The organism is Xanthomonas sp. WHRI 8932A (genome assembly GCF_035012785.1).
Lineage (GTDB): Bacteria > Pseudomonadota > Gammaproteobacteria > Xanthomonadales > Xanthomonadaceae > Xanthomonas.
On sequence record NZ_JAYGQQ010000015.1, the window covers coordinates 57,411 to 71,083 of the forward strand.

The following is a 13,673-nucleotide window of genomic DNA, read 5'->3' on the forward strand; positions in this document are numbered from 1 at the left end:
CGACGCAGCAGCGGCGTGCAACGTCGCGTCATACGCAATGCGGGGGGGGGCTGAGGTCATGACCAACGTACAGTCGCCACGCGCTGCAACGTGGAGCAATGCCATGCGCGTTAGCTGCACCAACATGATCTGCACCGTCATGATCTGTGCCGGGCTTGCACTGCCCACCCTCGACGCCACCGCACAGACCAGCGCACCGCGCGAGCGGGTGTCGCTCAACGGGCAATGGCGCTTTCAGCGCGACGACCCGCCGGGTAATACGGTGGTACTCGATTACGACGCGCGCCCGCAGGTGATCCGCAGCGAAGACGGCAAGGTGGCCGATGCGCGCCCGGATCAGGCGCAGCAGCTGCGCACAGCGGCCAAGGACGTGCTCAAGCCGTGGATTCTGCCAACCGCCAACGCCCTGATCGCCGACCCGGCGCAACGGCATCGACGCCCGCCCGGCAATCCCGGCAACGACGTCGCGTATGTGCAGCCGCAGTTCGACGATAGCCGCTGGCAAACCGTGGATCTGCCACACGACTGGGCCATCGCCGGGCCGTTTCTGGTCGATGGTCCGTACGGCGGGATGGGGCGTCTGCCGAGTTGGGGCATCGGCTGGTATCGCAAAACCCTGGACATTCCGGCCAGCGATCGCGGCCGCTCGCTGTTTCTCGATCTCGATGGTGCGATGTCCTATGCCACGGTCTGGCTCAACGGCAGGCTGGTCGGCGGCTGGCCTTACGGCTACAGCTCCTGGCGTGTGGACCTGACGCCGTATGCGATTGCCGGCGCGCGCAATCAGCTGGCGATCCGTCTGGACAATCCACCCGACTCGGCGCGCTGGTATCCCGGTGGCGGGCTGTATCGCAATGTGTGGCTGACCAAGACCGCGCCGCTGCATATCGCACAGTGGGGCACGCAGCTGACCACACCGCAGGTGTCGGCCGCATCCGCACAGATCCAGCTGGCCGTGACGCTGGATAACGCTGCGCGCACTGCGGCGCAGGCGCAGGTCAGCACCGCCATCTACGTGCTCGACGCGGCAACGGGCAAACGCAGTGGCGATGCGGTCGCGCAGATTCCCGCAGCGCAGATTGCCGTGCCTGCCGGCGGCAGCGCCCGCGTGCAGGGCAGCGTGCAGATCGACGCACCACGCCTGTGGGGCCCACCGCCGACCCAGCAACCGCATCGCTACGTGGCGGTGACCGAGGTGCTCCAGCGGGGGCAGGCGGTGGATCGCTACGAAACCCCGTTCGGCATCCGCAGCGTCGTGTTCGATGCGGACAAGGGGCTGCTGGTCAACGGCGAGCATGTGCCGATTCGCGGGGTGAACAACCATCACGATCTCGGCGCGCTCGGTGCCGCGTTCAATGTGCGCGCCGCCGAGCGGCAGTTGCAGTTGCTGCAACAGATGGGGGCCAACGCCATCCGCATGAGCCACAACCCACCCGCACCGGAGCTGCTGGAACTCACCGATCGCATGGGCCTGCTGGTGGTGGACGAGGTGTTCGACAGTTGGGAGATGAAGAAGACGCCGCTGGATTTCCATCTGGTATTTGGGCAATGGCATGAGCCGGATCTGCGCGCGATGTTGCGACGCGACCGCAACCATCCGTCGGTGATGCTGTGGAGTGTCGGCAATGAAGTCGGCGAGCAATACACCGGGCAACAGGGCGCCGCCATCGCGCGCACGCTGCACGCCATCGTGCATGACGAAGATCCGTCGCGGCCGGCCACGGTCGCGATGAACTACGCTTCGCCGGACATGCCATTGCCGGCCGCGCTGGATGTCATCAGCCTCAACTACCAGGGCGAGGGCATCCGCGATGCGCCGGAGTTTGCAGGCACCGAGCGCATCCGCAAACCGCCGCAATACCCGGCATTTCATTCCGCATTTCCGCACAAGGCCATTGTCAGCAGCGAAACCGCATCGGCCCTGAGCAGCCGCGGCGTGTATCTGTTTCCGGTGAGCCCGGACATCAGCGCGCCGGTGCGCGACGGGCGCGGCGGCGACTCGGTGGCGCATCAGGTCAGCGCCTACGAACTGCATGCGGTGGACTTCGGCTCCAGTGCCGACAAGGTGTTTGCGGCGCTGGACCGGCACCCGTATGTCGTCGGCGAATTCGTCTGGACCGGCTTCGACTATCTGGGCGAGCCCACGCCGTATTACAGCTCGCGCAGTGCGTATTCGGGCATCTTCGATCTGGCGGGGTTTCCCAAGGATCGCTACTGGTTGTATCAGGCGCGCTGGCGCCCGCAGCTGCCCATGGCGCATCTGCTGCCGCACTGGAGCTGGCCCGGCCGCGAGGGCCAGGTGACGCCGGTGCATGTGTTTACCTCCGGCGATGAGGCCGAGCTGTTCGTCAATGGTGTCTCGCAGGGGCGCAAGCGCAAGCGCGCGCTGCACTACCGGCTGCGCTGGGACGAGGTGGTGTACCAGCCCGGCGAGCTGCGTGTGCAGGCCTACAAGGACGGCAAGCCGTGGGCCAGCGACCGCGTGCAGACCGCCGGCCGCGCGGCGCGCCTGCAAGTCACGCCCGACCGCAGCCGCATCGACGGCGACGGCCGGGATCTGAGCTTCGTCACCGTGCAATTGCTGGATCGCGACGGACGTCCTGCGCCCACCGCCGGCGACCGCCTGCGGTTTCGGATCGATGGCCCGGGCGAACTGGTCGCCACCGACAACGGCGACCCCACCAATCTGGAGTCGTTCGCTTCGCCGCAACGCAACGCCTTCAACGGACTGTGCCTGGCGATCGTGCGGGCGAAGGCCGGCGCACGCGGCACCATCACGCTGCATGTCGAATCGGACAGCCTGGACGCCGCGCAGGCGCAGATCGTGGCGCAATGATGGGATTGCGCATGACCTGTCGCCTGCAGCACCTCACCTTGGAACCTGCCATGCACACGCACCTGCCCACTCTTGCAACCCTGTTGCGCATTGCCATGGTGGGCATCAGCGCGATCGCCGCCCTGCCCGCAGCCGCGCGTTGCGACACCGCCGCCACATCGCTCAAGCACGCGTATGCCGACGGGTTCTTGCTCGGCACTGCGGTCAATGCCGACATCGTCTCCGGCAAGGACGCCGCGGCCGCCGCATTGGTGGCCTGCCACTTCAACGCGGTCACCCCGGAGAACGTGATGAAGGCCGAGGTCGTTGCGCCGCGCCCGGGCGTCTTCGACTTTCGTGCTGCAGATGCGTTCGCGGACTACGCGCAACGCAATCACCTGTTTGTGGTGGGGCATACGCTGGTCTGGCACAACCAGACCCCGGACTGGTTCTTTGTGGATGCCCAGGGCAAGCCCAATAGCTCGGCCGCGCAGATCGAGCGCATGCGCGCGCACATCGCAGGCGTGGCCGGGCGCTACGTCGGCAAGGTGCAGGCCTGGGATGTGGTCAACGAGATCATCGACGAAGATGGCAGTTACCGTTCCACCAACTGGGTGCAACGCGTGGGCAATGGCGACACCGTGGTGCGCAATGCGTTTACCTTTGCGCAGCGCTATGCGCCGGACGCGGAGCTCTACTACAACGACTTCAACGCATGGCGGCCGGCCAAGCGCGACGGCATCGTGCGCATGGTCAAGATGCTGCAACAATCCGGTATCCGTATCGACGGTGTCGGCATGCAAGGCCACTGGGGGCTCGACTATCCCAGCCTGCGCGATATCGAAGACGCCATCGACGCCTACGCCGCGCTCGGCATCAAGGTCATGATCACCGAGCTCGATGTGGACGTGCTGCCGCTCACCAAGGAAGGCCAGGTTATCGGCACCGGGATGGCACACAAACAGTTCCAACTGCCAGAATTCAAGCGCTTTCTGGACCCCTACCGCGATGGGCTGCCGCCTGCTGTGCAAGCGCAATTGCGCGATCGCTACGCGGAGCTGTTCGCACTGTTCTGGCGCAAGCGCGACAAGCTTGCGCGCGTGAGCGTGTGGGGCGTCAGCGACGGCATGTCGTGGAAGAACGATTATCCGGTGCCAGGCCGCACCAATTACCCGCTGCTATTCGACCGCAATCACCAGCCAAAACCGGCGCTGGATGCGGTGTTGGCGGTGCCTGCGAGTGCTGGTCGATAGTCGCGTTCGCCAACATGCACGGGGACCCTGCCGCCGCATGATGGCATGATGCACTCACCTGGATTTCCGGACTTCCCGATGCGCTTGCCGTCCTATCTGTTGTTGGCCGTTCCGTTGTTGGCGATTGTCGCTGCCTGCACCAAGAAGGATCCGCCGCCGCCGCGCTTCCCAGCCATCGGGCATGTGGAAACGTTCGATCGCCGCTTCGGCGAGGTGGTTGCCGCAGACGCGCGGATCGAGAAGCTCACCGAAGGCTTCACCTGGTCCGAAGGCCCGGCATGGGTGCGCAATGGCGGCTATCTGTTGTTTACCGATGTGCCGGAAAACAAGCTGTATCGCTGGTCCGAAGAGGCCGGCCTGTCGGTGTTGCTGTCGCCCTCGGGCTATGTGGGCCCGGAGCAGGCCACGCTGCGCGAGGCCGGTGCCAACGGACTGTATGCCGAGCCCGATGGCACCGTGTTGCTGGCCGACTCCGGTACCCGCATCGTCGCCAGGCTCGACCCGGCCACACGCAAGAAAACACCGCTGGCTACCAGCTTCGAAGGCAAACGTTTCAATAGCCCGAATGATGTGGTCCGTCGCACTGACGGCGTGGTGTTCTTCACCGACCCACCGTACGGCTTGAAGGATCTGAACGACTCGCCGGTCAAGGAGCTGCGTTTCAACGGCGTCTATCGGCTGGACACCGATGGCAGCGTACATCTGCTGGACGACAGCCTGAGCTTTCCCAACGGCATTGCGCTCTCGCCCGATGCGCGCACCTTGTACGTGTCCAATTCCGATCCGGAACGGCCGATCTGGATGGCGTACGCGCTCGACGCGCGTGGCGCGGTCACCAGCAAGCGTGTGTTCGCCGACGCCTCGGATCTGGTGGGCAAGGACTCGCCAGGACTGCCGGACGGCATGGCGGTGTCCGCCGACGGTCACCTGTTTGCCACCGGCCCCGGCGGCGTCATCGTCTTCAACCCGGCCGGCCAACGCCTGGGCCGCATCGAAACCGGCGAAGCCATCTCCAACTGCGCCTTCGGCAACGACGGTCACATGCTCTACATGACCTCGCACGCGATGCTGGCACGCGTGCGGGTCAAGGCGCTGGGGTTGCAGTTTGTGCGGTAGCACCTATCGGGCGACCAAACCTTGGCCCATCCAGTCGCCGCTCTTGTAGGAGCGGCCCTGGCCGCGATGGCGCGTTACCCATAGCCCTGCATGACAAGTCGCTTTCCCTTCAAGCCACTCCTGCGATTCGACTCGGCTGTCGCCCACGCTGCTTAGCGCATGGCTTCTGCGTCACCCAACATCAACACATCATCCAACTCCGGCCCACCACCCCGGTTGCCGCTGCCCGCAACGATGTAGAGATCGTCGCCGACTGCTGCGGCCTGGGTGCCGTGACGCCCTTGCGGAAGTGCGGCCAGCGCTGTCCAAGTAGATTTAGCCGGGTCGTAGGCTTCTACCTCGTCGTGCGCTTTGACCTGACGCATACTCTCGCCACCGATGATCAGCAGCTGGCCATTGCGCACGATGGCGGCGGTGCCCGCACGCTGTGTCGGTAAGGCCGCCGGCGCGACTGACCATGTGCCGCGTTGAATATCGTAGATGTCCACTTCCGGAATCGTCTGCGCCAGGGTGTTGCCGCTTTCATGCGCAGACCTGCGCCCACCGGCGGCATACAGCTTGCCGTCGATCACTGCCGCATGAAAATGGTCGCGTGCGTGCGGCGCGTCGGCCAGCTGCGTCCACTGCTGGGTCTTGGTATCGAAGGCGTCCAGCCACGGCACATAGCCGCTCATGTGCCCGCGCGTGTTGCCGCCCACCAAATACAGCACGCCCTCATGCGCAACTGCGCCTGCCGCGCCACGCCGACGGTGTGCGGGAATCTCTGGTCCCACCTGCCAGGTGTCGGTCTGCGGATCGTAAATCAGCAGGTGGGTCAGCGAGGCTTCCTCCGGGTAATCGCCGGTAAATCCGCCTACAAAATACAGCTTGCCCGACACCACCACTGCTTGCGCGTGGCTCACCATCAGCGGTGGCGCACTGCCTTGCGACCAGCGACGTGTTCGGGTGTCGAAGATATCCAAGGGCCGCTGGTCGCGCCCGCCGATCAGATACAACCGCTCGCCGATGGCAACCATGCTGTTTTCGTGACGTGCATGCGGTGTGGTATCGGCGTGGATCTGTTTCCAACTCTCGCTTGCACCGATCTGATTGTGCGATGCCCGCTCTACAGCACACGCGTCCTCGACCGGCAGTGCAAGGAGCGGCGCGGCGAACGCGACGGCGGTGATGACGGCGAGTGCTGACAGTTTCAAGGCATGTTCCCTCCGATGACAACGTGTGATCGAGTGTATCGACACGACGATGCCACGTCTTCGCTGTGAGCAGGCTGATCCATAGATGATCAATCGCGGTTCGATGGGTAATTCGACGTGGTCAACCTTTCGCGAGCATGCAGCAGCGCGGGTTCGCGTCGCCGCTTCAGGCGGCTGCCATTCAATCGACGACATACGCGGTGCACCGCAGGCTTGCGGCAATCCTCGGCTGATCTGCTGGGTCATCGCGCAGCACCGACGCATGGCACTAGGGAGTACGCGTCATTCTTCGACGATTAATTGATTGGCGTTGCGCGGGCAGTCGCTGCAGCGCATGTAGCACAGACAGGTCAACGATAATCGACCGCTACACGTCTTCACGTAGGCTGCATCGCAGATGCGAACACTACCGGTCACGCTTCCTGTCAGGACTCTTCGCATGGCGCGCACCGCTACGACGCACACGGTTGATCTCTCACCGCCAAAGAATGTCGCGCAGGCGGCCGCACGCGGCCTGAAGCTACGTGAGCAGCATGGGCGTGGCGGCACCGCGATTGGTGTGGCGCGGGCACGCGATCTGTCCGCGCAACAGTCGCTATCTGCACAGACGATACGGCGCATGCATTCTTACTTCGCACGTCACAGCGTGGACAAGCAGGGCAAGGGCTGGGCAGATGCCAAGGCACCTTCGGCCGGCTACATCGCCTGGCTGCTGTGGGGCGGCGATGCCGGGCAACGCTGGGCAGAGCGGGTGTTGCGACAGCTGGACGCGCAAGCCACCACCAAGACGGCCACCCCATCGAAGCGGAGAACCAGCGGTACCGCTGCCGCAGGCAAGAAGGCAGCGACCAAGACAAGCGCAGCCAAGAAAGGCGCACCTAAAAAGACCGGCAAGAAGGCCGTAGCGAAGAAGGCCGCCACTAAAACGACGGCAAGTAAGAAAGTAGCTGGCAAAAAGAGCGACGCGGGTTCTGTCGTGAAGAAGGTTGCAAGGAAATCAAGCGAGAACACAGCCAGCAAGAAGACAGCCAGCAAGAAGACAGCCAGCAAGAAGACAGCAGCCAAGAAGGTGGCGACTAAAAAGGCTGACACTCGCAACCGCGTTGCAAAGAAACGTGGTACTGCGCGTAGTGCAAAGACGAGCGGCACGAAAAAGGCCGCGCCTTGGACCAAGCCCAATCCGGTCAAAAAGTCGGCCTCAACGTCGCTGTCCTCTACCCAGAAAGCCAAAGCCAAAAAGCGCGCCAAGGCAGCCGGCCGGCCGTATCCGAACCTGGTCGACAATATGGCAGTGGCCAGCAAGCGCAGCAGCACCAAGCGTGCGACTAAGTCGGGCACCACGAAGAAAGCGGTGGCAAAGAAATAGCCAAAGCCAGCGGATATCCGCCATCGGGTCACGCTGCGTCAGCGTCAGAAGCGTGGCCGCAGCGGAGTAGCGTTGCGGCCTTATCAAGCCAGGCGGCCGGCAAGCGTTGCCAGCAATCGTCACCTGGGCATTAATGGCGGGCTCGGCGCGGCGCACCTTCAGCGGCCGTATGCGGCATACCGATCCGAGCACCGACCCTGCCTGTTCGCCGACAGCGCACGCGGCCTGCCAGCCGCGCTAGGGCACGGATCGGTGCCGCTTGCTATCGCCGCGGCATCGGTCCGAGCAGTATTTCACCTCGTCCCAGACCTTCTCCCACTTCTTGCGCCAACGGAATGGCCGCCCGCATTGCAGGCAAACCTTCTCCGGCAGATCCTGCTTTTTTTTCATTGCCATGTCGATGGTGGTAACGCATGTCGTCGTGAACACGGAGGTCGAGCATGTCACAGCGACACGCAGCGCCGAAACCCATACGTGATGCGTCTCGCCTGGCGTGCCTCAGATTCATCGCGGACGTGTCGGTCCGAAATCCAAGATCACCTGCCTTGATATAGTGCAGGCCAATCTTCCAGCGCAGATGCTGCCGCACAACACAGCCGCTGTGCATCATTTCAAGATAGGGACGTGTGTGAAGCTATTCCTCCTCGTGTCGTCAGCGCTTCTCTACCTTGTCGCGCTATGCCTTCCCGTGCTGCATGGAGGAGGAGATGACATCGGCGGTCTGGTCATCCTGCTGTTCGGCTGGATGCAGGTCTTCGACGGTCAATGCGTTGCCTGGATGAGCAATCCGCTGTTTTTCATCGCCTGGCCCTGCTATTTCCTCAAGATGTACCGGATGGCGTCGGCCTTGATGCTGTCGGCTTGCCTCATCGGGCTGGACACCTTTCGTGCCACGAAGTTTGCAAAGAACGAAGCCGGGCACGAGGTGCTGATCGATCACGTCGGTGTGGCGTTCTATGTGTGGGAGTTGAGCTTCCTGGCGCTGCTTGCGCTGGTACTGATACATCTTTCAGAATCCAGGCGTCAGGTCGCAGTAGGTTAAAGCAACCACTGGCGTTTGAACGCCGATCATCTGCAGGCAGGAGTCCACGATGAGCACCCAGAGCAACGTAGTTGACCAAACCATCCCAATCCTGCCCAGCCGCTCGATTGCGCAGACGCTGACGTTCTATCGGCGGCTCGGCTTTGAGGGCGATGCGCATCCGCATGATGCGGGATACGCGATCATGCGGCGTGGCGCTGTGGAGCTGCATTTCTTTGCGCATCCGGATCTCGACCCGGCCGCCTGTTATGCGGGCTGCTATCTGCGGGTGGGTGATGTGGATGAGATCTACGCAGCGATGCAGTCGGCGGCACTTCCGCAGCGCGGTATTCCGCGGATCGACCCGGTGGGCGACAAGCCCTGGGGCATGCGCGAGTTTGCGATTGTGGATGAGAGCGGCAATCTGCTGCGGATTGGTCAGGTCATTGCAGCCGGGTGACCGGGCAGGGATTGACGACGCTGGAGCATCGGATTCGACTCCCGTCGACAGCGCTCGACTGCAATGCTGACGCTGGTGCCGCGTTAGATTGTATGCCCGCTGATCTGCCATCGCGTCAGGCGGTGGCGCATTGGGCATTGCACCGCGTTCAAACAGGTGGCCGAGACATCGTCGCCGAAATCGCGCCTAACTCTCCGCTAGATAACACGCATTGCGACAAGCGCTTTCTCCACGTCGTGCGGTGTCGCGGCACCCAGCGCTGCATATGCGGTAGTCAGCGCTGCAGAAAACCGCACATCTGCAGACAAGACTGCGAACACGACATCCAGCTTGAGAAACAAGGCGATATCGTGGCCGGCATCGCCGGTTGCTTCTCGTCCCAGCGCGCTGAGCGCCTCGCTCAAGGGGTCGATCAGCGCAGTGCCATTGTGCGTCTGCCTGCGAACGAACTGCAGCCACGCGGCCAGCGGCAGGCAGAGGCGATCGATCGGTTGGCCTGCAGCGAGCGCGTCGCCGATCGTGGAGAGCAGCCGCACGGGAAGTTTTTGCGAGCCGTCCCAGGCGATCTGTGCCAATAGATGGCGGATGGCGGGATTGCGGAACCGCGCAAGGATGGCATCGCTGTAGCGCTGCGCGTCGAAGCCCGACATGGGCTGCAGGGTGGGGGCGATGTCCTCGCGCATCAGTGCTTCGACAAAAGCTGCCAGTGGCGGCTGACGCATGGCGTCGGCCACGGTGTCTCGCCCCAGCAGACTGCCCAGGTAGGCCAGTGCGGAGTGAGGTGCATTGAGCAGGCGCAGCTTGGCGCGCGCGTAACCGGCGATGTCGTCGCTCAGTACGACACCGACGCGCTCCAGCGCAGGACGACCATTGCAGAAGCGATCTTCGACAACCCACTGGGTGTAACGCTCGCGCTGGATAGGCCATGCGTCGGACTGACCGAGCTGCGCCTGCACCTGCTGGCGCACCGCATCGTCGGTGGCAGGGGTGATGCTGTCGACCATCGAACGCGGAAAGCTGACGTGCTGGTCGATCCAGGCTGCAAGCGCGGGATCGTGCTGGCCTGCAAGCGTCACCACCGCGCGACGCAGCAGGCTGCCGTTGTCGGCCAGGTTGTCGCAACTCAGTGCGGTGAACGGTGCGATGCCGCGCTGCATGCGCTGTTGCAGGCCGGCCACCAGATAGCCGATGGCGCTGCGGGGTGTGGCAGGGCTGGCGATGTCGTGCACGATGTCGGGGTGGCTCAGATCCAGCGTGTCGCCCGCCAGGCAGTAGCCTTTTTCGGTGATGGTGAGCGTGACCAGGCGCACCGCTGGGTCGGCGAGGCGTGCGAGCACGGCGGCGTGTTCGTCCGCAGCGCACAACACTTCGCGAATGGAGCCGATGACGCGCAGCTGCGGCGTCTCGTCGAGCAGGGCGAGTGTGTAGAGACCATCCTGCGGACGCAAAGCGTCGCGCACCTGCGGGCTGTGCAACGAGACGGCGCTGATGGCCCAACTTGGGTCGGTGGCAAGCAGGTCATCGATGTAGACCGCCTGATGCGCGCGAAAAAATGCGCCGGCGCCCAGATGCACGATACCGATGGTGGTGGCTGCAGTGTCGTAGCCAGGGGTGATGACAGTGTGCGGTAGCGCGGCGAGTGTGCTGCGTGACAAGCGTGGCGTTGGCATATGGGTTTCTGCGAGACGTGTTGCCTGGAGAGGGTGCTTGGGGCCGTACCCTCACCCCAACCCCTCTCCCGGTGGGAGAGGGGCGAATGCATTACTTTTTGTCGATGGTGAAGGCTTTTTTGGCGCGGATGTCGCTGCTGGAGGCACCAATCTGCACTTCATACGTGCCCGGATCCACGGCGTACGACTTGCGCTGCTCGTCGTAGATACGCAGGTCGGTCTGTGGGGTGATGGTGAAGCTCACCTCGCGGTGTTCGCCCGGTTGCAGGGTGATGCGCTGGAAGCCGCGCAGCTCCTTGCCGGCACGTTCGCGTTGCGGTGCGAGTGGGTGCAGGTAGAGCTGCACCACTTCGTCACCCGCACGTTGACCGGTGTTTTTCAGGGTCATGCTGGCGCGTAGCGTGCCATCGGCTGCGACGGTGTTGCGATCCAGGCGCAGGTTCGAATACGCAAATTGCGTGTACGACAGGCCATGGCCGAACGGGTACAGCGGTGTGCCGTTGAAATAGCGATAGGTGCGGCCGCGCATGGCGTAATCATCGAAGGCCGGCAAGCGCTCGTTTTCCTTGTAGAACGTGATCGGCAGGCGACCGCCGGGATTGGCTTGACCAAACAACACATCGCCCACCGCGCTGCCGCCGCGTTGGCCGGGATACCAGGCCAGCAGAATTGCGGGAATGTGTTGCTGCGCCCAATCGATGGCCAGTGCCGAGCCGGTGGTCAGCACCATCACCACCGGGGTGCCGGTGGCCTGCAATGCCTGCAGTAAGTCACGCTGCGGTTTGGGCAGGCGGGTGTCGGTGCGGTCGCCACCGGCAAAGCCGGGGTAGTTGACGTCCATCTCTTCGCCTTCGACATCGCCAGTGAGCCCGCCGACGAACACCACCACCTCCGCGTTACGCGCGGCGTCCACGGCTTCCTGCAATGGTGGTTTGGCGCCGGGCATGCGCCAGGCCAGACGCACCCCGGCATCGCGGGTGGCTTCGTAATACTCCACGCGCAGGTCGTAGGCCTTGCCGGCTTCCAGGTGCACGCTGGCGTTGCCGCTGCGCATGCGCGGTGCATCGCTCCACTGGTCGATCAGCAACTTGCCATCCAGCGATAGCCGCACGCCATCATCGGCAGCGATCTGCAGTTCGTAATCGCCGGTGACCGGCGGCAACAGCTGGCCGTGCCAACGCACGCTGAAATTATCTTTATCCAAGGCCTGCCCGGGCTGCAGTTCGCCACGGCCCAGCGCGTCGTCGGTCGGCGCATTGCGGTCCCAGCGGAACGCGATACGCGGGTCGATGCGAGTGAGCACCGGTTGCCCGGTCAAGCTGCGTCCCTTGAAGTACTCACCGGTCAATCCGTTTTGTTTGGCATCGGCGGCTGGACGCAGATAACGCGCGTCGATCGGCGCGGCAGCATTGGGGTCTTCGCGTCCTTCCACCAGATCGCTGCCGCGTGCATACACCACCTGCGCCTGTGGCGCCGCATCGCGAATACCCTGCAGGATGGTGACCGGCGCGGCAGGCGTGCCGTAGTAATTGCCCAGCAGCGACATCGGGTCATCGGCGGTGGGGCCGACCACGGCGATGCGTTTGAGCGTGGATTTGAGCGGCAGCAGGCCATTGTTTTTCAGCAGTACCAGCGATTCGCGCGCGGTGCGGCGTGCCAGTGCATCGTGCTGCGGCGATTGATTGGCCGATGCGGGAATCTGCGCCCAGGGCACCTTGGCCGGTGGGTCGAACATCCCCAAGCGCATGCGCGTGATCATCAAGCGCTTGAGCGAGGTATCGATGGTGGCTTCGTCGATCAACCCGGCGCGCACTGCCTTGGGCAATGCCGCATAGGTGTCGCCGCAATCCAGGTCGGTGCCGTGTTTGACGCCCAATGCGGCAGCAGCCTCTGGCGTGGGCACGATCTTGTGGTTCTGCCAGATGTCGCGGATCGCCGCGCAGTCGCTGACGATATAGCCATCGAAGCCCCAGTCGTTGCGCAGGATGCCTTCCAGCCGCGTGCTGGCCGAGGCGGACTCGCCGTTGACGCGGTTGTAGGCGCCCATCACCGCGGCCACATGGCCTTCCTGCACCAAGGCCTGAAATGCCGGCAGGTAGGTCTCATACAGATCGCGTTCGCTGGGATGTACGTCGAAGTGGTGGCGGTCGGCTTCCGGGCCGCTGTGCACCGCGTAGTGCTTGGCGGTGGCATCGAGCTTGCGATATGCGCCCTGCTGCGCCTGCAGGCCTTGCACGAAGGTCACGCCCATGCGCGCGGTGAGAAACGGATCTTCGCCGTAAGTTTCCTGGCCGCGGCCCCAGCGCGGGTCGCGGAAGATGTTGATGTTGGGCGACCAGAACGTGAGCCCTTGGTAGCGCTTGTGCTCGCCGCGCGCCAGAAAGGCGTGATGTTTGGCGCGCGCTTCGTCGCTGATCGCGGTGGCGACCTCGGCCATCAGCGGGGTATCGAAAGTGGCGGCCAGCCCGATGGCCTGCGGAAACACCGTGGCGCCACCGGCGCGCGCCACGCCGTGCAGCGCTTCGTTCCACCAATCGTAGGCGGGCACCTGCAGGCGCGGGATGGCCGGCGCGGCGTTCTGCATCTGCGCGGCTTTTTCGTCCAGCGTCATGCGCGACACCAGGTCGGCGGCGCGCGTCTCGAACGGCAGTTGGGTGTCCAGATACGGCGGCGGTGTGGCCGCCTGGGTAGTAGTGCTTGCGACGGCAATCGCCAGCAGCAGGCCGGCGACCAGGGCGCGGCGCGGGCCGGTGGTGAAACGGGCAGGGTGCGAAAGCAT

At 64.0% G+C, this 13,673-nt stretch carries 10 protein-coding genes; 6 read left to right on the forward strand and 4 right to left on the reverse strand.

The features are described 5' to 3' along the window. Positions 1–139 precede the first annotated feature (139 nt). The 3 genes from galB to VC212_RS21705 all read left to right on the forward strand — a co-directional run bounded on the left by galB (position 140) and on the right by VC212_RS21705 (position 5,184). A complete protein-coding gene (galB, locus tag VC212_RS21695; protein WP_323526941.1) occupies positions 140–2,836 on the forward strand; it encodes a beta-galactosidase GalB in 2,697 nt (898 codons plus the stop codon). 50 nt (positions 2,837–2,886) lie between these two features. Continuing rightward, the gene (locus VC212_RS21700; RefSeq protein ID WP_323526915.1) at positions 2,887–4,068 is read left to right on the forward strand and encodes an endo-1,4-beta-xylanase; all 1,182 of its coding nucleotides are present in this window, start codon (positions 2,887–2,889) and stop codon (positions 4,066–4,068) included. A 78-nt stretch (positions 4,069–4,146) separates the two neighbouring features. Beyond that, positions 4,147–5,184 carry an SMP-30/gluconolactonase/LRE family protein gene (locus tag VC212_RS21705; RefSeq protein ID WP_323526942.1) on the forward strand — a complete coding sequence of 346 codons (1,038 nt, stop codon included), beginning with the start codon at positions 4,147–4,149 and terminating at the stop codon, positions 5,182–5,184. A 152-nt stretch (positions 5,185–5,336) separates the two neighbouring features. Here the strand turns inward: VC212_RS21705 and VC212_RS21710 are convergent, their stop codons facing one another. Then, the gene (locus VC212_RS21710) at positions 5,337–6,623 is read right to left on the reverse strand and encodes a kelch repeat-containing protein (RefSeq protein ID WP_323526916.1); all 1,287 of its coding nucleotides are present in this window, start codon (positions 6,621–6,623) and stop codon (positions 5,337–5,339) included. 193 nt (positions 6,624–6,816) lie between these two features. Here VC212_RS21710 and VC212_RS21715 point away from each other — a divergent pair, with 193 nt between their 5' ends. Then, positions 6,817–7,743: a DNA-binding protein gene (locus VC212_RS21715; RefSeq protein ID WP_323526917.1), complete on the forward strand. Its 927-nt coding sequence runs from the start codon at positions 6,817–6,819 to the stop codon at positions 7,741–7,743. Positions 7,744–7,980: 237 nt separating this feature from the next. On the opposite strand, the gene VC212_RS21720 is transcribed toward VC212_RS21715, so the two are convergent. Continuing rightward, a complete protein-coding gene (locus VC212_RS21720; protein ID WP_323526918.1) occupies positions 7,981–8,139 on the reverse strand; it encodes a DUF2256 domain-containing protein in 159 nt (52 codons plus the stop codon). Between the two features lie 232 nt (positions 8,140–8,371). Here VC212_RS21720 and VC212_RS21725 point away from each other — a divergent pair, with 232 nt between their 5' ends. Together VC212_RS21725 and VC212_RS21730 are read left to right on the forward strand one after the other, a co-directional pair. Then, on the forward strand, positions 8,372–8,785 hold the full coding sequence (locus VC212_RS21725; protein WP_115514711.1) for a hypothetical protein: 414 nt from the start codon (positions 8,372–8,374) through the stop codon (positions 8,783–8,785). 49 nt (positions 8,786–8,834) lie between these two features. Then, the gene (locus tag VC212_RS21730; protein WP_115554983.1) at positions 8,835–9,224 is read left to right on the forward strand and encodes a VOC family protein; all 390 of its coding nucleotides are present in this window, start codon (positions 8,835–8,837) and stop codon (positions 9,222–9,224) included. Between the two features lie 197 nt (positions 9,225–9,421). Here VC212_RS21730 and VC212_RS21735 read toward each other — a convergent pair whose 3' ends face one another. Then, positions 9,422–10,894 carry a mannitol dehydrogenase family protein gene (locus tag VC212_RS21735; protein WP_323526919.1) on the reverse strand — a complete coding sequence of 491 codons (1,473 nt, stop codon included), beginning with the start codon at positions 10,892–10,894 and terminating at the stop codon, positions 9,422–9,424. 91 nt (positions 10,895–10,985) lie between these two features. Beyond that, the gene (locus VC212_RS21740) at positions 10,986–13,673 is read right to left on the reverse strand and encodes a glycoside hydrolase family 3 C-terminal domain-containing protein (protein WP_323526920.1); all 2,688 of its coding nucleotides are present in this window, start codon (positions 13,671–13,673) and stop codon (positions 10,986–10,988) included.

Bases quoted from the DNA above. Each gene is read 5' to 3' on its own strand.
- galB (WP_323526941.1), top strand. From the start codon at position 140: ATGATCTGTGCCGGGCTTGCACTGCCCACCCTCGACGCCACCGCACAG.
- VC212_RS21700 (WP_323526915.1), top strand. From the start codon at position 2,887: ATGCACACGCACCTGCCCACTCTTGCAACCCTGTTGCGCATTGCCATG.
- VC212_RS21705 (WP_323526942.1), top strand. From the start codon at position 4,147: ATGCGCTTGCCGTCCTATCTGTTGTTGGCCGTTCCGTTGTTGGCGATT.
- VC212_RS21710 (WP_323526916.1), bottom strand. From the start codon at position 6,623: ATGACCCAGCAGATCAGCCGAGGATTGCCGCAAGCCTGCGGTGCACCG.
- VC212_RS21715 (WP_323526917.1), top strand. From the start codon at position 6,817: ATGGCGCGCACCGCTACGACGCACACGGTTGATCTCTCACCGCCAAAG.
- VC212_RS21720 (WP_323526918.1), bottom strand. From the start codon at position 8,139: ATGGCAATGAAAAAAAAGCAGGATCTGCCGGAGAAGGTTTGCCTGCAA.
- VC212_RS21730 (WP_115554983.1), top strand. From the start codon at position 8,835: ATGAGCACCCAGAGCAACGTAGTTGACCAAACCATCCCAATCCTGCCC.
- VC212_RS21735 (WP_323526919.1), bottom strand. From the start codon at position 10,894: ATGCCAACGCCACGCTTGTCACGCAGCACACTCGCCGCGCTACCGCAC.
- VC212_RS21740 (WP_323526920.1), bottom strand. From the start codon at position 13,673: ATGCTTTCGCACCCTGCCCGTTTCACCACCGGCCCGCGCCGCGCCCTG.